General features: G+C 56.2%; 11 protein-coding genes. 5 read left to right on the top strand and 6 right to left on the bottom strand.

From position 1 onward, the window contains the following. Nucleotides 1-104: 104 nt before the first annotated feature. Entirely contained in the window at nt 105-3,317 is a 3,213-nt protein-coding gene (locus tag RUDLU_RS0107100; RefSeq protein ID WP_019987668.1) for a TonB-dependent receptor, read from the top strand. 100 nt (nt 3,318-3,417) lie between these two features. On the opposite strand, the gene RUDLU_RS0107095 is transcribed toward RUDLU_RS0107100, so the two are convergent. Then, the gene (locus RUDLU_RS0107095) at nt 3,418-4,647 is read right to left on the bottom strand and encodes an exo-beta-N-acetylmuramidase NamZ family protein (protein WP_027302848.1); all 1,230 of its coding nucleotides are present in this window, start codon (nt 4,645-4,647) and stop codon (nt 3,418-3,420) included. A gap of 257 nt (nt 4,648-4,904) precedes the next feature. Between RUDLU_RS0107095 and RUDLU_RS0107090 the strand changes: the two genes are divergently transcribed. Continuing rightward, nucleotides 4,905-5,372, top strand: a complete 468-nt coding sequence (locus tag RUDLU_RS0107090) for a Uma2 family endonuclease (protein ID WP_019987666.1) — start codon at nt 4,905-4,907, stop codon at nt 5,370-5,372. Between the two features lie 3 nt (nt 5,373-5,375). Here RUDLU_RS0107090 and RUDLU_RS0107085 read toward each other — a convergent pair whose 3' ends face one another. Then, entirely contained in the window at nt 5,376-7,790 is a 2,415-nt protein-coding gene (locus RUDLU_RS0107085; protein WP_019987665.1) for an ABC transporter permease, read from the bottom strand. Nucleotides 7,791-7,816: 26 nt separating this feature from the next. Further along, on the bottom strand, nt 7,817-10,180 hold the full coding sequence (locus tag RUDLU_RS0107080) for an ABC transporter permease (RefSeq protein WP_019987664.1): 2,364 nt from the start codon (nt 10,178-10,180) through the stop codon (nt 7,817-7,819). 319 nt (nt 10,181-10,499) lie between these two features. Here RUDLU_RS0107080 and RUDLU_RS0107075 point away from each other — a divergent pair, with 319 nt between their 5' ends. Then, nucleotides 10,500-12,095, top strand: a complete 1,596-nt coding sequence (locus RUDLU_RS0107075; RefSeq protein WP_019987663.1) for a hypothetical protein — start codon at nt 10,500-10,502, stop codon at nt 12,093-12,095. Nucleotides 12,096-12,173: 78 nt separating this feature from the next. Here RUDLU_RS0107075 and RUDLU_RS0107070 read toward each other — a convergent pair whose 3' ends face one another. Continuing rightward, nucleotides 12,174-12,638 carry a CHRD domain-containing protein gene (locus tag RUDLU_RS0107070; protein ID WP_027302847.1) on the bottom strand — a complete coding sequence of 155 codons (465 nt, stop codon included), beginning with the start codon at nt 12,636-12,638 and terminating at the stop codon, nt 12,174-12,176. A gap of 238 nt (nt 12,639-12,876) precedes the next feature. Here RUDLU_RS0107070 and RUDLU_RS0107065 point away from each other — a divergent pair, with 238 nt between their 5' ends. Continuing rightward, a complete protein-coding gene (locus RUDLU_RS0107065) occupies nt 12,877-14,100 on the top strand; it encodes an ABC transporter permease (RefSeq protein ID WP_019987661.1) in 1,224 nt (407 codons plus the stop codon). A 124-nt stretch (nt 14,101-14,224) separates the two neighbouring features. Here the strand turns inward: RUDLU_RS0107065 and RUDLU_RS0107060 are convergent, their stop codons facing one another. After that, nucleotides 14,225-16,594 carry an ABC transporter permease gene (locus tag RUDLU_RS0107060; protein WP_083940529.1) on the bottom strand — a complete coding sequence of 790 codons (2,370 nt, stop codon included), beginning with the start codon at nt 16,592-16,594 and terminating at the stop codon, nt 14,225-14,227. A 94-nt stretch (nt 16,595-16,688) separates the two neighbouring features. Next, nucleotides 16,689-19,148 (bottom strand): ABC transporter permease, encoded by a 2,460-nt coding sequence (locus tag RUDLU_RS0107055; RefSeq protein WP_019987659.1) that lies wholly within the window; start codon nt 19,146-19,148, stop codon nt 16,689-16,691. 45 nt (nt 19,149-19,193) lie between these two features. On the opposite strand from RUDLU_RS0107055, the gene RUDLU_RS0107050 reads away from it, so the two are divergent. Beyond that, nucleotides 19,194-19,673: a Uma2 family endonuclease gene (locus RUDLU_RS0107050; RefSeq protein WP_019987658.1), complete on the top strand. Its 480-nt coding sequence runs from the start codon at nt 19,194-19,196 to the stop codon at nt 19,671-19,673. Nucleotides 19,674-19,675: the final 2 nt, after the last annotated feature.

Raw genomic sequence — 19,675 nt, 5'->3', positions numbered from 1 at the left:
TTTGGGATTGTTAATTTTTAACATGCCCGAACCGGGGGCAGAGGGGAGTTTTGCGATGACTTGCTATACAGTCATTGCATTTTATGAGAAACAACTCCTTGTTAATGAAGTACGTAGCCTCCGTACTGGTCGGGCTGCTTTTTCTGACTACATCCGTTTGGGGGCAGGCTACCGATGCCACCATTGCGGGTATTGTGAAAGATGCGGCCGGGTCCGTGTTGCCCGGTGCCACCGTTTCGGTGAAAAATGAATCGACCGGTTTCCAGACTGGCACTCAGACCGGGGTCGATGGCCGGTTTACCATCAAACAGTTGCCATTGGGCGGGCCGTACACCGTCACGTTCACGTTCGTGGGGTTTGCGCAGGTTGTGCGTACGGGTTACCAGATGAATCAGGGTGATCTGGTCACGATTAACACCGCCATGATCGAAACCAACCAGGATCTACAGGAGGTAATCGTAACCGAAACGGGCCTCAAAAGCCGCGTGGATCGGTTGGGGGCCTCCACTGCCATTACGGCGGGTAACATTGCCCGGTTGCCCGTATTCAACCGAAGCTTTACCAACCTGCTGGCCCTGTCGCCCCTGAGCAATGGCATCAGTATCGGGGGGCAGCTGGCTTCCTCGACCAACTACCTGATCGACGGGGCCAGTGCCCGCAACAACCTCACCAGCGGGCAGTTGGGTAGCGGGCCGTTTTCGCTCTCGCTCGAAGCCATCCGGGAGTTTGAAATCGTTGCCAATGAGTACGACGTCACCAAAGGGCGGCAGGGGGGCGGTACGGTGAGTGCCGTAACCAAGTCGGGTACCAACAAGGTGACGGGTACAGCTTTTACATACTACAACGCCGACGGGTTGGCCAGTCCGCGCGATATGCGGGGCAACGTGCGCACGGTCGACTTTAGCCGGTTTCAGTATGGGTTCAGCCTCGGTGGGCCTATCATCAAAGACAAGCTGCATTATTTTGTTGCTCTCGACCGGCAGACCGAGTCGGCCCCGTTTTACATTGCCGATATTCGGAGCGATGCCGACGCTAATGCATTGGGCATCAGCAAGGCCGTGCTGGACAGCGTGATTACCATTGCCCGGCAGAAATACGGATTGAGCCAGACCCAGCAGGTTGGGGAGTTTAACCGCCAAACGGTAGCCAATACGGTATTTACCCGGCTCGACTGGCAGATCAACGCTAGAAACACGCTCACGCTGCGGAACAATTTCAGTAACTGGAACAACCCCAACAGCAACAACGACAACTCGGCTATCAACCTGTTTGAGGTGTATGGTGGTTTCAAGTCATTGGAAAACAGTACGCTGGTATCGCTCCGCTCGACCATCAAACCGACCCTCGTGAACGAGTTGAAGCTGCAATACCAGCACGCTACCCGCAATTACGAGCCCAACAGCCTGTTGCCCTCGGCCAATATTCCGCGGGCTATTGTTACGGTGCGGTCGTTGTTGCCCAACGGGCGCACCAGCAACACATCGGTGCAGTTTGGCGGGCAGCGGTTTACGCCCGAGCGCAACCTCGAAAACCAGATACAACTGGTCAATACGTTGTACTGGAACAAAGGTCGCTACAATTTCACCTTCGGCACAGATAACACCCTTACTTACCTCGATACGTACATTTCCAACGAGCAGAACGGCCGGTTTATCTTCAATAATCTGCAGGAGTTCAACGATCTGAACCCGTCGCGGTATGCCCGCGAGGTGCCTATCAACGGAGTGCCCTCGGTGCAGCAGTACGTACTCAACGCATCGTTGTTCGGGCAGATGCAGTTTAACCCCCACCCGGATGTGGCCGTGCAGGCTGGCCTCCGCTGGGACCTCACCAGTTATCTGACCAAGGGCGATTACAACCCCGTAGTTGATCGGGAGCTGGGCCTGCGTACCGACGCCAACCCGACCGACTGGAACAATATTCAGCCCCGTTTACAGCTGACGTGGAACCCCGGCGGTAAAAATCGGGATGTGATCCGGTTCGGGGCGGGGGCTTTCTCGGCCTACGTGATCAACTACGCACAGGTCAATAACATCCAGAATAGCGGTACCAAAGTAGCGTCGATTGATGTGACGCGCCCGGCCAACGCGAGCCAGCCCAATCTGGTACCCCGCCCCGATTTTGTGGCCTACCGTAACGATCCGGGCACCGCACCGGGCGTACCCGCTGGTGCCAGCTACGTGTCGACTATCAACCTCAACGACCCAAAGTTTCAGGTGCCCACTATTTACAAGGCCAACCTGTCGTACAGCCGGTTTTTCGGCGATCGGGTGCGGTTAGGGGCCAACCTGCTGTATGCCCGCACGGTGAACAACTACGTGTACATCGACCAGAACCTTGTTGATCAGCCCTATTTCCGGTTGAGTAACGAAGCTAACCGGGCGGTGTTTGTACCCGCCAACACGATTGCGACCAACAGCGGACAAACAAACAATGTACTGGGCCGGAAAACGCAGGCCGTGGGTCGCACGCTCATGCTGACCAACGGAGCGAGGCTGCAAACCCTAACCTTTGTGTTCGACGGGGAGGTGCGCTTGCCCCGCAATGGCTCGCTGGCGTTTAGCTACACCTGGAACGATGCCAGAGACAACACCTCGTACAACGGCAACGTGGCCAATACCTCTACATTCCGGCCCATCAAGAGTGACCCGCGCAGCCTCGATGAGATCAATTACTCCGACAACCAGTTCCGGCACAAGATCGTAGCCTTCGGGTCGACGCCCTCGGTGGGTGGGGTGGTGCTCAGTGTTCGGTTTACGGGCCTGGGCGGAACCCGCTACTCGCTGGTCGTGGACGGCGATATCAACGGCGACTTTGTGGGAGGCCCCGGCAACGACAACGACCTGGCGTTTGTGTTCGACCCGAGTAACCCTGAGGTGGCCCAGGGCATTCGGACGTCGATGCAACGGGTACTCGATAACCCTGATAATCGGGCCGCTTCGTTTATTCGCAACAGTCTGGGTACCATCTCGAATCGGAATGGGGGCGAAAACCCGTTCTCTGGTACGTTTGATGTGCGGTTGGCCAAAGCGTTTAAAACGTTCGGTACTCAGAAGCTGGAGGTGAGTGTCGATGTATTCAATTTCGCTAACCTGCTTGGGCAAGCCCTCGACGGGGTGATGCTGAAAGGCAACGAAGCAACTTCGCGCCGGAACTGGGGCGGCAACTACAACCTGGGCAACCAGACCCTGCTGACGCCCTCGGGTTTCAACCCCACAACCCGGCAGTATAGCTACCGGGTGAACGAAAACGTGGGCGTAACCCAGAAAAACGGCACCCCGTACTCGGTTCAGCTGGGTGCCCGCTACACCTTCTAAACAATAGCCGCAAAGCAACGCGCCCCTCCGGAAACGCTTCCTAAAGCGTTTCCGGAGGGGCGCGTTGCTTCTGATGCGAAGCGTGGATAGGGACTAAACCCTACGGATACAGCAGGTATTTCTTGCGCATGGCTTTGTAGGCTGACAGACCCGGCTCCCAGCTTTTTCGGATTTCGGCTTCGGGCGTCCCGGCAATGATCTGTTTTTTCAGGTTTTCGGTGCCGGCCAGCTTGTCGAAGTTGCCGATCTCGCGGCTTTGGCTCATGTCGAAAAACCGGGCTTTGTCGGGGTAGGCTTTGTACAGTTCCATGAGCCATTGCAGGTTCAGTTGTTTCGACCGGCGTAGTTGGGCCGTGTCGTATTGCCGCAGATCGAGGCCGTAGCATTCGGTATCCTGATGCAATGGAGCCTCTTTCATGCCCTTGATGCTCACCGGCTTGAACGAAAACGAGTACTGCCCCTTGAGCGCCGGTGCGCCCAGTACCGTAAACGGAATGTAGGTGCCCCGCCCCTGACTGATAATGGTGCCTTCGAACAGACAAACGCTCGGGTACAGCAGAATCGACTGGGGCGTGTTGAGGTTGGGCGAGGGTGCTACCGGCAGCACGTAGGGCGTGTCGTGCGTGTAATTGGCTACCTTAATGATGTTTAGCTTGCACTGCATCTTGTTGGGTAGCCAGCCTTCGCCGTTGATCATCCGGGCAAACTCGCCGATGGTCATGCCGTGCGCAATGGGTATGCGGTGCATCCCGATCCCCGAGTGCAGGTGGTCTTCCAGCATGGGCCCGTCGACGAGGTAGCCGTTGGGATTGGGCCGGTCCAGAATAAGCAGTTCTTTGCCGTTTTCGGCGCAGGCCTCCATCACATGGTCGAGGGTGTTGATGTAGGTGTAAAACCGGCACCCCACGTCCTGAATGTCGTACACCAGCAGGTCGATTTTGTCTAGCTGCTCTTTGGATGGTTTCTTGTTTTTGCCGTACAGCGAAATAATCGGAATCCCGGTTTTGGGGTCAACGCTATCGTCGACCTTGGCGCCGTTGCTGGCGTTGCCCCGGAAGCCGTGTTCGGGCCCGAAAATTGATACCACGTTTACGCCCAGACTCACCAGACTATCGACGCTCGGTTTGTTGCCGATAATCGACGTTTGATTGACGACCATCCCGATGCGTTTGCCTTTCAGATAAGGCAGGTAGCGGCTCACCTGATCGGCACCGGTTTGCAGCACGGGCGCGGGTCGGGTAGCCGTCGGCACCGGTGTAAGCAAGGGAATTGGTGAATGCCCCGCTGGAGCGAGTAAACCCAGCAGCAGGGGGAGGTACGCGAGTTTCATAGGAAGGAGAGGGATGAGCGATGAACGATGAACCGAAAGGTCGGCCGCCAGGAACAATAAACCAAAGACAATAAACCAAAAACTAAAAACTAAAAACCGGAACGCCGGCAAGTTGCCTAGAAAAGCCGGGGCATCCAAACCGGGAGATTATTAGCCCCCAATTGCTGTTTGGATGCACCTTGTACCGGGTAATTTTGGTGTGCTGGTAGCGAATCGTTTACCTTGTTGCGTTATCTTTGGTACAAACGCCTTTTGTTATGGAAACGCCCGTGTTTGATCTGATCGAAGAGTTTCACTCAGAAGATATCATGTCCTACAATCATTCTAAAATCATGCACCGGTTAAGCGTAGCTCTCGACCGCTATGATACTGACTATGATATTCTGCCTGAGCTTGAACTCGAATTATCCACGGGTAAGTGTAAGCCGGATGTGAGCGTGTTCCCCAAACGAGCCGAGGATTGGGAAAACGACATCATTTTCTACACCCAACCGCCGATCATCGCCATCGAAATTCAGTCGCCGAAGCAAGCTACTACCGATATAACCACCAAGGTCAATACGGTTTATTTTCCGGCGGGTGTGCAGTCGGTTTGGATTATTGTACCCCCGCTCCAGATGGTTCAGGTTAGAACACCCGACGGGCAGAAAAAAACGTACACCGACGGGGTGGTGCACGACCCAGCCACTGGCATCGAAGTGCCTTTCAGTCAGCTCTTTCGGTAAGTGTTACTCCGCCCGGAGGCTCTTTACCGGGTTCATCAGGGCGGCTTTTACGCTCTGGAAACTCACCGTGACAAACGCAATAACCAACGCGAGCAGCCCCGCCCCGGCAAATACCCACCACTCAATATCGATTTTGTAGGCGAAGTCCTGCAACCAGGCGTTCATGGCGTACCAGGCCACGGGCGCGGCAATCACCACCGCAATCAAGACCAGTTTCAGAAAATCCTTGCTGATGAGCGCCACCAGCCCCGGCACCGACGCCCCCAGCACTTTTCGCACGCCAATCTCTTTGGTGCGTTGCTCAATTGACAGCAGCGCAATCGCAAACAGACCCATGCACGACAGCAAAATGGTCAGTCCGGCTGCCAGCTGAAAAATAGTGGCAAACCGTTCTTCGCGCACGTACCAGCGGTTGGTATTTTCGTTCACAAACGAGGCCTGAAATGCGGCCGTCGGGGCCATTTCGCGCCAGAGGCCTTTCAGCTGATCCATTACCCGGATCATACCGCCCGGTGTGGTTCGGATGAGTGCATACGACAGCTCCGTTGATGCGTCGAGGTGCATGGTGATGGGCGTAGCTTTTTGTCGCAGCGAATACAGGTTAAAGTCGGGAATGACGCCGACAACCTGGTATTTCGGGCCGGTCGTGTCGGGGTGGATAAAGACGCCCACGGGGTTCTTCTCGCCCAGCTGTTTGGCCATACTTTGGGTGATAATAACCGCCGAGGCCGTATCGGTGCTAAACGCGGGGCTGAAATCGCGGCCCGCCAGCAGGGTCATGTCCAACGTTTTGAGGTAGTCGAAATCGACCCGGAGCCAGTCCGTTTGTACCTCGCGATTGTTGTGCGTCCAGCCGCTCATACTCCGCGACATGTTGCCGTCCATCCCTTCGCCAACGTTACTGGCTGTACCCGATATGCTCACCACGTCGGGATTGTTGCGGAGCCGGTCGCGCAGGAGCCGCACGGCCCGGTTTCCATCCAGATTGTCCTGATTGCGGAGGGGCAAACTAATCACCTGTTCTTCGTTGAAGCCGAGCGGCCGTTCGCGCAGGAACCGGAGCTGCTGCCCAATCAGGAGAGTGCAGGTGATGAGCAGGCTCGCCAGGGCAAACTGAGCCACAATCAGGACGCTGCGTAACCCGCCCGCTTTGGGTCCTTTGAGCTTGCCTTTGAGCACCGTAACGGCTTCGAAACGAGCCATCAGCCAGGCTGGGTAGCCACCCGTAAGCAGGCTGATCAGGCCAAAGCCCAACCCGATGGCTATGAGCGTACCGGGCTGAAACAGGAGGTCGGTACTGAGCCGGGTGCCAAACAACCGGTTGAACGATGGACGCAGCCAAAGTACCAATCCGAACCCGATACCCAGCGCCAGCACACACACCACCAACGACTCGGCCCAGAACTGCCCCAGCAGTTGCCCCGGTTGTGCGCCCAGTGATTTCCGAACGCCCACCTCCCGCGCCCGCGTTACCGACCGGGCCAGCGACAGATTTACGTAGTTGATGCCCGCAATCAGCAGAATAAACAATCCGATGAGCGCCAGCGCATACACGTACGTGCGGCTGATTCCCCCGCCCATCACGCCTTTGGTGTCGAAATGAATATCGGTGAGGGGTTGTAAACGCAGGCTGATGTACTCGCCCCGCTCGTCGGGTTTGTCGCCCCGGCGCTTGGCTTCGGCAATATCGGCCTGCCAGTATTTCTGGCTCAACGCACTCAGCCGCCGTTCGGCCGTTTGCGCGTCGATGCCGGGCTTGAGCTTGACAAAAATTTCGTGGTTTCGATTACCCCACTCGGCCTTGTTGGGTTGATAGTCGGCGCGTACCTCAGGCCGCACCAGCGCATCAAACTGAAACGAAGAGTTGGTACGCGGGTTGGCAATCACGCCCGTCACCACAAAATCGCGGCCCATGTTGAGGCCATCGGTACGGAGGGTTTTGCCCAGCGGGTTCTCGTTGCCGAAGAGGTCCTGCGCCATGTCTTCGGTTAGTACCATGCTGCTCAATTCGTTCAGGGCCGTGTTGGGATCGCCCTGAATGAACGGAAACGAAAAGGTCTTGAAAACGGCCGGATCCACAAACCGGATGTCTTTGGCTACCCGTTTCTCGCCCACAAATTCGGTTTGCGACCACATAAACCGCGTTACGGCCTCGGCGTCGTTTAGTTCGGTTTGGAGGGCAGGCGTGAGCGGGTAGGGCATAATGCTTGTCGACTCGCCCGACGACTCCTGAATGTAGAGCCGGTAAATCCGCTCGGAGTCGGCATGAAACCGGTCATAACTCCACTCAAACCACGCCGTCATAAAAAGCAGCGTAGCCGAGGCAAACGCTACCGACAGCCCAATCAGGTTGATGAGCGAATGGGTTTTGTGTTTGGTAAGCGTCCGGAAAGCGATTTTGAGATAGTTGCGGAACATGGTGATCGGAGAAAAAGAGAAGTCGGTTAGTCGGTTTGAATCGATTTGACGGGGTCGGCGAGGGCAGCCCGGTAGGTCTGGAAACTGATTGTGAGGCTACCCAGCAGTAGCAGCACTCCAAAGCAGGCTCCGAGCGTTTCGAGCCCAATAGAAACGTGGTACGCAAAATGAAACAGAATGGCGTGACCCGCCAGAAAACCGAGCGGCAGGGCAATAGCCGCAGCCAGCAGCAGCAGCCACACAAATCCCCGCGACAGGAGCCAGACAATTTGTCCCACCTCGGCGCCCATCACCTTTCGGATGCCTACTTCCTTCGTGCGGGTTTGGGTAGAGTACGTAACCATACCCAGCAGGCCCAGGCAGGCAATTGAAAAAGCCAGCCCCACCAGCAAACCCATAAAATCAGTATCGTCGGCATGGGTATGGCGTTCGCGCAGGTGATCGTCGTACCAGATTCCGGCAAATGGGTCGTAGGGTTTGAGGGCTTTCCAGATTTGAGCCACCTCCGCCCGGACGTTGTCGGTAGCCCCGTCGGCTACGGCTACGTTAAGGTACCGAAGCCCACCCGGTTGGTGGCGCAGTACGAGCGGCATAATGGCCCAGGCAAAACTCGTAAACCGAAAATCCTTCACGACCCCGGCCACCTGTAGCTCGGCCCCGTCGAACCAGAAGGTTTGCCCAACGGCCTCGGCGGGGCTCCCGAGCCGGAGTTTTCGCACGGCCTCTTCGTTGATCACCACTCGATGGCTACTCGTGTCGGCTACGGACGAGAACGGGTCGGTACCGGCTACCAGTTTGAGTTGGAGGGTTTGCAGAAACTGACGGCCTACGGCAAATGTAAAGGCGGGTGTTGAGTCGGGGGCGTTGCGTTGCCGACGGGCCATGCGCGTGTCGCCGTGAGCACCAAACAGGTCTGAGGTAACGCCTACGCTTTCTACGCCCGCCAACTGCTCAACTTTTTGGGCCAGCCGATCGGCGGGGAGGTCGGCGAGCGGAATGGTGAGTACGTTGGTCCGTCGGAAACCATAATCGGCCGTAGCCATGTAGTTCATTTGCCGCATGAGGGTCATGAGTGTAATCATGGCCACGAGCGAGATGGTAAACTGAGTTACAATCAGCGATTTGCGCAACGAGAGCCCCCGTAATACCCGGAGGCCGGTTTGGCTGCGTAGCACCTGCGCGGGCTCAAACCCCGACAGCACCCGGGCCGGTATCAGCCCGGCCAACAGGCCGGCCACGATGCTGAAGCCGAGGCACATGGCCCACAACGGAGCGTCCCAGGCCATACTGCCGAGCATCCATTGCTGCACAAAGGCCATGGGCCGGACCAGTTCGAGCATGCCCACTGCGAGCCCGAGAGCCAGCAGGGCCAGCACCACCGATTCGGCCATGAATTGCGCCTGCACCTGCCAGCGCAGAGCCCCGGCCACTTTCCGGATGCCTACCTCGCGGGCGCGGCCGAGCGAACGGGCCAGCGTCAGGTTGATGTAATTGAAACCGGCCATCAGCAGGGTAATCAGCCCAATGCCCAGCTCGGCCAGGAGCCCGCCAATTTGGGGTTCGTAGGTGGTAAACATCAGGTCTTGCCGCGAGGGCGACAGGCGGGTGAGCGCCTGTGTGCGGAAGCTGTAGCCTTTTTCGTGCGCAAACGCCAGCCCCTGCGTAACCCGCCGGGCGAGCGAAGGCAGCACGTTGTCGAGTTGTTCGGGGCGGGTGCCCGGTTTCAGCAGCACGTAAGTGTAGCCGTTGTGGTACTCGCGCCAGTCGTAAAAAACACCCGGTAGTTTGGTTTGGGCTGAGGGAGCGAGCGAAACCAGCATATCGAACCGGAGGTGCGACGGGGCCGGGTTCTCGGCCAGCACACCCGTAATCAGCATCGGGCCGGTATCGCCCTGTTGCAGGGTTTTGCCAATCGGATCGGCTGTTCCGAAAAATCGTTCGGCGGTTTGGCGGGTCACCACGGCGGTGCCGGGTTCGGTGGCCGGCCGACCCTGCGCGAGCGGGTAGCTAAAAAGCCTAAAAAAGCCGGGATCGACCGCGAAGGTAATCAGCGACAGTACCCGCCCATTGCCCGATACGTCGCCGTAGGTGCGTACTACCCGTGTGGCTGCTTCCACAAAGGGGTAGTCGCGCTTAAGCACCTCAGCCAGGGGCATGGGCGAGGTGGCGTAGGGATGCATGTCATTGGTTTGCGACACCACATCGGTCAGAATCCGGTACGTGCGGTCGCGGTTCGAATGAAAGGAGTCGTACGTAAACGCGCCCCGGATGTGGGCAATGGCCAGCAGGCAAACCGTCAGCCCCGAAGCCAGCCCAAACACATTGATGAGCGAAAACAGCTTGTGTTTCCACAGGTTCCGAACGGCAATCTTGAGGTAGTTTTTGAGCATGGTCGTGGCCAGAAATGGGTAGCGGCTATTCCTGCCCAATAAACGACCAAACGGTGTGCCGAAAAAAGTAAATTGCTGATTGTTAGTTTGTTATTTCTGGGCGGTTTGGCTATATGTCCGTTTGCGGACGTTGTACGTTCGGCCCCGGACACTGTTGGGATGGTACAGGAACTAACTCCCCGTTACGTGCGTCGGCTTTCGATTAGTTACCAAAATGTATGCTACAAACAGGGTGGTAACAAAAGAATAATATGTCATTTGCTGCATATTTAGGTAGAAAAGGCGATTTTAGATGCCGAAACCTCTCAAATCAACTTTTATGCAATTCGTTAACCTAAAGGCACGGGTGCTGGTCACAACTGTGCTGGGCGTTTTACTGGTGGGATGTCACTCATTCGATGGGCTTACGCCAACCCTTCAGCCCACACCGTCGGCGGGGTCAGCCAAGCTGCTGGCCGTATCGCTGACCGAGGGCTTTGAAGTTGGCACTACCAGCCCCAAAGGCTCGTACGACATTAGCCCCACCGGTTCGGCCAGTGGCGACAACGTAACCTTACCGTCGGGATCGTGGAATCTATACGACGCCCTGATCGGGAATCTGAGTGGCGACCGGCGGGCGGGTAGCTGGTCGGCCCGAATCCGAAATACGGGCAAGATCACGATGTTGTTCAACACAGCCTCGGGCATCAGCACCGTGACGGTCAAACACGCCACGTACGGCACCGATGCCGCCAGTCAGTGGGGACTTTGGTACTCAACCAATAGCGGCAGTACCTGGACCCAAACGGGATCGAACGTGACTACCACCACGACGCTGCAAACGCAGACATTTACGCTGAACGTGTCGGGTACGGTGCGGCTCGAAATCCGAAAACTGACGGGCGCAACCAACCGGATCAATATTGACGATATTGTTGTAAACGATTATGCGGGGGGCGGCACGCCCACACCAACGGGTAAAAAGTTTCTGTTTGACGCGAGTAAGTACGAAAATGCGGGCAATGCTGACTGGTTGATTGATGCCGACGGAACCGAAAGTGTACCGACATACACCGGCGGTACCACAGTCGAGAGCAAAGCGCAGCGGTACCCAACGCCCTCGTACACGGGCATTACGGCCAGCACCTCCGAAACGTATTGGAAAGGCGGTATTTCGGCCTGGGCCGTTGAGCTGGTGAAGCGCGGTAATCTGGTCGAAACGCTGCCCGCTGGTACGGCTATTACGTACGGAAACACCGCCAATGCGCAGGATTTGAGCAATTACGATGTGTACGTGGTGGTGGAGCCGAACCGGCTCTTCACGGCTTCGGAGAAAACGGCCATTATGAATTTTGTGGCCAATGGCGGTGGCCTCATGCTCATTGCGGATCATACGGCACCTTCGCTCACGGGTACCGACCCCAACGGGTACCTGCCCTCCGACCGCGATGGCGACGGGGCCGACTCGCCCCGGGTTCTGAATGATTTGATGACCAACAACGGCATTAACAACAATAATCCGTTTGGTTTCCGGGTCGATTACATCGACATTGACGAACAACCCACGACCAAAGTCTATACCGGTACAAATACCAATGCTCAGAAAGTGCTGAACGGCGTGGCCGGAACCGCTTCTAAACTGGCTTTTTACGCCGGTACGTCGGCTACATTATACCCAACCAACAACGCTACGGTGCAGGGGCTTTTCTGGCGCATGGGTAGTACGCTGAACGGCACCACGGGGGTGATGGCGTTGCTGTCAACCTACGGCAGTGGCCGGATCGTGTTTGTTGGCGACAGCTCACCGGCCGACGATGGCACGGGCGATACCAACGATACGCTGTTCAATGGCTGGTCGGGCGATGCCCCTTCTGGCTACACTTCGCACCCGGCTCTGCACATCAATGCTTCGCTGTGGCTGGCTAAGTTGCAGTAACAAAATCTAGCCTGCATTAAAACACAGCGGGGAGGCTCCAGATGGAACCTCCCCGCTGTTGTTCGTTTTGAGTCAGCCTTAGTTGGTCTTGCGAATATTTCCGCGAATTTCTCCTCCCGGAGCACGGGTTGTGTGCAGGTTGGCGTACGTCCGGTTGGCGTACATCTCATCCTGCTGCGTTTGCGTAAGAGTGGTTTGCCCGGTGATGGGTGATGTCAGAACGTTGCCGAACGGAATGCTAACAGGGCCGTTGTTGCCTTCGGCGGTTGCGGCCGTTACCGAGTGAATATGCCCCATGGTGGGTGTCAGCCCCTGGTAGGTGACGGTGTAGCTCAGAACCTTGGAGTTTTTGTCGAAGCGACCTGTGTAGTTACCTGTTGCCGTGGTGCTCACAGCCGGTACTTCCTGCGCCCCGTTGAGTGTGGCTCCGAAGGTGTCGATATTGTTGACGGGTGTGGCCGTATCATCATCGTCCTTACAGGAGAACCCCAAAACCGCCAGCCCCAGCAGGGAGCCAAACGCTAATGCTTGCATTGATTTCATGACGTACTGTTTAAAGATAAATGGCATTATGCAACGCCTGATATACAAACTGCTCAGGTTTGTATTTTGTTAATTGTCTTTTGTTGCTGTTTTAGTATACAATGTCGCTACAGCGTTAAAAACGGGCTGTTTGCCGATAGCCTGCCCGACTCATTGCCGTTTGTCAAATAGCGTTTGGAAAGGCCTATGGAGCGGGCTTACCTTGTCTGGCGCTCATCCCAAATGGGTAGCTTTCCCGATGAAAAAGATTCTCGTTTCGTTCGCTACGGCCCTGCAAAACATTCGTGGCCGGTTTTTTCACACGGTTCTGTCGATTCTGGGGATTGTGATCGGGGTGGCGGCTTTGGTGGCTATTCTGTCCTTAATCGATGGAATGGAGCAGTATGCCCGTGAGCAGATCACCAAAACGACCTCCATCAAAGCCATTGGGGTAAACCCGCGGCCGTTTAAGCAGGTCAACGGGGTGGAGGTACGTAAAACAGCGTTTGCCTACCTGCGTCCCGGTCGCTTCGATAGCCTGCGGGCGTCGCTGACCCGGCCGGCTACGGCGTACCTGATCTGGCGGCAAAGTCAGGAGTTACGCAGCCCGGCCGGAAACCGGCCCATAGGAGCTGTTGTGCTCGGAACAAGCCTGCCGTTGCACCCTGATATGCGCCTGCAACATGGCCGGGCGTTTAACCAGGCCGAACTGACCGCAGCCCAGCCGGTGGCTTTTATCAACCCGCACCTTGCCCGGCAGCTCGTGGGCAAACAGCCCGAGCAGTCGGCGGTGGGTAAGCAAGTGGTGTACGGTGGTAAGGTGCTCACCGTGCTGGGGGTTACGGCTGATAAAGACGCCAAAGCAGGGCAGTTGATGATACCGATTACCCTCTTGTCCGACAGCATTCTGAAGGCTTCCCCGCCCATGTGTGTCATCGAAGCTGACCGGGTCGAAGATGTACCCGCCCTGAAAACCGAGGTCGAAACGTGGCTCAAAACGAAGATGCCCAACGGTATCGACGACTTTTCGGTGGCCACCAATGAACAGCGGGTGGAACAGGCCGCCAGGGGGTTTCTGCTGTTCCGGCTCGTAATGGGGCTTATTGTGGGTATATCGGTGCTGGTGGGGGGTATTGGGGTGATGAACGTGCTGCTCATTTCGGTAACCGAGCGCACCGTTGAGATCGGGGTGCGCAAGGCGTTGGGGGCCAAAAAGCGCGACATTCTGTGGCAGTTTCTATCGGAATCTATCACCATCTCGACCCTGGGCAGCTTGCTTGGTCTGGCCCTGGGTATAGGCGCTACGCTCGCCTTTGTTCCGGTGATCAAGGCGTTTACCGAAGTGCCGTTCCAGGCGGCCTACACACCCACTACATTTCTGGTGATCCTGGTTGTAGCCATGTTTATCGGCATTGTGTTTGGTACGTACCCCGCTATGCGGGCCGCCCGTCTCGACCCGGTTGAGGCAATTCGGAGGGAGTGAAGGAAAAAGGGAGAAGGGAGAAGGGGATGGCCGCGCTTGCGTATCCTTTCTCCTTTTTCCCTTCCCACCTTAATACTCTGAAAGCCCCCAAACGGGTACGTTCATCCGAACGTGTGTTGCTGGGCTATTCCGGATTTTTCAATGACTCGGCCAATTTTACGTGGGCTATTTTCCAGCTCTGCACACTCACGGCTATGGCCGCTGTGAGTAACACCACCAGATTCGACACCGCGTAGGGTGATAAGCCCAACCGCAAACCACCCGTAAATTGCTGGGTTTGTGCTAACAGCAACTGGATTCCGCTAAAACACACGACGTTGGCCAGCACACCAGCCACCAGCAACAGCGTGATGAATTCCCGGTTTACCAGAAAAATGACCTGCGAGACCGTGGCCCCCAGCACTTTGCGGACGCTTACTTCCTTGATCCGACGCACAAAATGCTGTGTGGACAGCCCATACAACCCCATGCAGGCAATCAGCAACGCCAGTGCCGACAGCACCCCGAACCCCGCCGAGAGCCTGCCAGTCGTCGTGTTGAAGTGTTCGAAGACGTCTTTCTGATAAAACCAGGACGGGGTCATGGTTGGCACGTTTGCCTTCCAAATGCGCTCCACGGCTGCGGCCACCTGCGCCCCGCTACCCGATTCAAATTCGGCGATCAGGTACGTGAAACGGGGCTCGGGGGTGGTTCTGAATATAGCCGGGCGTTCTGAACCTGCGCCAAACCACTTGAAATTCTGTACCACGCCGGCCACGGTCACCAACTGACTGTCGAGCCGCAGGGTCTGACCCACAACGGGTTGTTTGAGGCCATGTCGATCCACAAACGTCTGATTCACCAGCACCGACTGCGCGTTTTCGGCCCGGCGTTGGGCATCGAAAAACCGGCCCTGCGCCAGCTTCAGACCGAGTGTTTGCGGGTAGTCGGGCCCAACATCGAACACCAGCGACCGCTTCTCCTCGCCACCAATCCAAACCGACTGAATGTTCATCGACTCGCCCACGTGGGTGCCCGCCCCCGACACAGCCTGCACGTTGGGTAGTTGGCCTAACTCGTTTTTCAGGATGGTGTACTGCGTGCTGTCGGTCAGGCGCAGCACCAGCGTGTTGTCGGGCGTGTAGCCCCAGCCCATGTTCTGCCACTGTTTGCCTGCGTGGGTGAAGGCTACGCCGATGATGACGGCAATGAACGCCAGCGCGAACTGCCCCACCAGCAACACTCGCGCCACAGTACGCCGGTCGCTGAACTTCAGCTTGCCGGCAAAGACCACCGTGGGCCGAAACGCCGACACATACAGGGCCGGATAGGCTCCCGAAACCACCGCCGTAAACACCAGCAAACCGGCCAGAAATCCCCAAAGCCCCATGTTTTGGCTAAATGTCAGCGAGATCGTCATGGTCATCAGGTCGTTGAACAGGGGAATCAGGAACAGTTCGGTGATCACCAGCCCGAACGCCAGCGCGAACGCACACAGCAGCAGGTTTTCGACCATGAACTGCCCAATCAGTTGCTGCCGGGTGCTGCCCAGCACCTTCCGCATCCCGATTTCTTTGAGCCGACGCGTAACGCCCCCCAGCGAAATGTTGACGTAGTTGACGCACGAAATGGCCATCATGACCAGCGCAATAGCTACAAATACCAACGAGATGAGCGGGTGGTTGGCTTCGGCGGGTCGGCGATACACGTCGTAGGCATCGGCGGGTGGGTGCCGGAGGTTGTCGAACACAAACGACTCGATGGGCTTGTCGGGGTTGCGGGCGTTGTAACGGGCCACATAGGGTTTCATCTGCCCGGCCAGCGTAGCGATGGTAGCCTGCGGATGCAACTCCACAAAAACTCCATTGATATGACTGCTCCAGTCCTGATTTTTCAGGGCGGCATGAACGGGGTGGTAACCTGTCAGCAGCGTGAATTTGAAACCGATATTATCCGGGAACTTCGCGGCTACTCCCCGCACCACAAACTGTTTCTGTTCACGGTTACCGGTTAGAACGGTGAACGGTTGCCCAATAGGATTCTGACCGGGAAAGTATTTCCGGGCCATGTCGTCACTCAGAATCAGGGCCGACGGATCGCGGAGGGCGGCCGGGCTGCCCTGTGCGAGCGGAAACGTAAAGACATCGAAGAAGGTAGTGTCGGTATAGGTAATCATCTCGCCAATGACGCTCTCGTTCCGATAGACCGTCACATTTTCGCGCTTGATCCGCACGGTTTGCTTCACCTGTGGGAAGTCTGTTTTGAGCGCGTCGGCCATGAGCGCGGGGGCATCGCCGAAGGTGCGGGTTTCGTCCTGATGTTTCTGTACATACTCGAGCATGTATATCCGGTCGCCATTGACATGGAAATCATCGAGTGTCCAGAAGTTTCTCAGCACCAGAAACACCGTGATGCTACACGCCACCGCAATAGACAGTCCCACCATGTTGATGGTGGAAGTCAGTTTGTTGGCGAGCAGGTTTCGCCACGCGAGCAAGAAGTAGGATTTTAACATAATAGGAGGAGAGGGAGGAGAGGGGGGAAGGTGAGTAAAGGGAGAAGGGGATGGCCGCGCCTGCGTTTCCTTTCTCCCTTTACTCCTTCCTCCTTTACTCCGTTTTTAGTGATTTCACCGGATTGACAAGTGCCGCTTTGATACTCTGGAAACTCACCGTCAAAAGCGCAATGCCTACCGCCAACACACCCGCCCCGGCAAATACCCACCACTCGATGTCGACTTTGTAGGCGAAATCCTGCAGCCAGCGGTCCATGACGTACCAGGCCACGGGCGAGGCCATAATAATGGCAATCAGCACCAGTTTGAGAAAGTCTTTCGACAGCAGCGCCACGATGCTGGTAACGCTGGCTCCGAGTACTTTTCGCACGCCGATTTCTTTGGTACGCTGCTCAGCGGTAAAGGTTGCCAGCCCGAACAGACCGAGGCAGGCGATGAAAATAGCCAGGCCCGCAAACGTCAGGGCGAGCGTGGCAACACGTTGCTCGGCGCGGTACGTCTGCTCGAAACTCGCGTTCATGAACTCGTAGTTGAACGGCATACCGGGGGTCATTTGCTTCCATTTGGCTTCAATCTGACTCACCAGCGTGGAGATATTCGCATCGTGCAGCCGGAACGTGGTGGCACCTGTGTTTCGGTCGAGGGAGAGCGATACGGCACCGATGGTGGAGCGGAGCGATTCGTAGTGGAAATTCTTCACAATGCCAATCACCGTGTACACCTTTTGGGTCCCCAGCGAAGCGTCGTTGAGCCGGACAATGCGTTTGCCCAGCACACTTGGCCCGCCAAAGAGTTTGGCGGCTGTTTCGTTCAAAATGATGCCCAGCGAGTCGGTGCCAAACGTTCGTGCAAAATCGCGCCCAGCCACCATCTGCATACCCAGCGTTTTGATGTAGTCGTGGTCTACACCCCAGTTTTGCATCGTCACCCCTTTGTTTTTATTTACCTCACCTTCCACGAAAAATATCGTGTTGGAGCGGTTAGAGGGTGTAGGCAGGTAGCCCGACACCGACCCGCTCACCACGCCCGGTAATTTCAGAACCTCCTGCCGAAAGGCTTCGGTCTGTCTATCCAGCGCGTAGGTATCGTTGATAATCAGGACCTGATCGCGTTGAAAGCCGAGGTTTTTGGTCTGTATGTAGGTGATTTGCCGGTACACGACAATAGTGCTTACCATGAGCGCCACCGACATCATGAACTGAAACACCACCAGACCACTCCGCAGACTCAATTTGCCCAGCTGAAACCCATCCTTCCCAATGGTGGGTATGCCGCCTTTGAGTACGCTGATGGGTCGGAAACCCGACAGGAAAAAAGCGGGGTAACTACCGGCCAGCAGGCCTACCACTATCGGGAACACCGTTAGCGCGAGTAGCCAGTGCGGGCTTAGCAACTGCCCCAAACCAATTTCTTTAGCGGCCAGCCTGTTGAACAGCGGCAACGCGAGGCTCACTAGCAGCAGGGCCAGTCCCATAGCCAGCACCGTGGTGAGTACCGACTCGGCCATGAACTGACTCACCAACTGCCCCCGCTCCGAACCCAGCACTTTTCTGACACCCACTTCGCGCGCGCGTTTGGCCGAGCGGGCCGTAGCCAGGTTCATGAAGTTGATGCAGGCGATGAGCAGGATAAACAGGGCTACGGCCGAGAAGATATAGATGTACTGAATGTCGCCACTGGGGAGTAGCTCATTTTGATGTTTGGAGCGCAGATGAATGTCGGTCATGGGCATCATGGTGTACCGAAGCTGGTTGCCACCCGCCCGGAGTTTCGCCAGCGACAGCCCCAGTACACTCTGCAGCTGAGGACCAACGTATTTCTTTGTGACGGCTTCGAGGTTTTTAACGAAGGTATCGGGGTTGGCCGGTTCGCCGGAGCGCCCTTCCTTCAACACAATGTAAGTGTAGTAGTTGTTGCCCAGCCACTCACCAACGGGTGATCCATCACTGAGCATGGTGACCAGAAAATCGGCTTTGAAATGGCTGTTTGAGGGCAGGTCGCGCATCACGCCCGTGATCGTAAACGTCAGTCGGTTGTCGAGGCTAAGCGTTTTGCCCACGGGGTCAGCATTGCCGAAGTGCCGCCGGGCTGCTGTCTCACTGATGACGATCGTATTGGCCTGACTCAGCGCCTTTTTGGGGTTGCCCGATAAGAGCGGCAGCGTAAAAACATCGAATACTGTGGAGTCGGCAAAGAGAACATTCTGCTCACGGATAGCTACTGCCGATTCGGGTCGTTTCACTTGCCACGTTCCCTGCGGATGCAGGCGCACAAACTGCTCAACCTGCGGGTAATCCTGTTTCAGCGTGGGGCCGAGCGGATCGGGAACGGTGGCCATCTGAGCATCAATCCCGTTGAATTTAACATCAATGCCCAACCGGTAGATGCGGTCGGCTTTGGCGTGAAACCGGTCGTAGCTCAGCTCGTCGGTCACATAGAGCATAATAAGCAGGCAACAGGCCAGTCCCAGAGCCAGCCCAAAGACGTTGATGAACGTTAAGCCGGGCTGTTTTCGCAGGTTGCGGAGGGCGATTTTGAGGTAATTCGTTAGCATTTGTTGACTGGTTTTTGGGTATCTTTGAAAAAATCTCGTTCGGTTATGGAAGCTAATTCGGTCGATACAATTGAGGAGTTCATTTCTGAAGACATTATGTCTGTAAATCACTCACGAACCATTCAGCGTATCAGCGTTCATTTTGAGCAGTATGACGAAGTGTACGATACCTTCCCCGAACTGGAACTGAAGCTGAATGGCAAACCCGTTAAGCCTGATGTGGCTGTGTTTCATAACCTACCCGAAGATTGGGACAGCGACATTATTTTTCTGACTGAGCCGCCTATCATTGCTGTGGAAGTTCTTTCACCCAAACAGGGGATGAAAGAGATAACTGATAAAATGAATACGATCTACTTCCCCTCGGGTGTACAGTCGGTTTGGATCGTGATGCCGTTAGTACAAACCATACTTATCCGTACTCCCGACGGAAAACAGCGGACATTTACCGAAGGAATTATTGAAGATCCTGTAACGCATATTCAAATTCCCTTCAAACAAATATTTCGGCATATTCGACGGTGAGG

Origin of the sequence: Rudanella lutea DSM 19387, from assembly GCF_000383955.1 — a bacterium.
Taxonomy (GTDB): Bacteria; Bacteroidota; Bacteroidia; order Cytophagales; family Spirosomataceae; genus Rudanella; species Rudanella lutea.
Note: the sequence above shows the minus strand (reverse complement) of the source record. Positions and strands in the feature narration are given on the sequence as shown.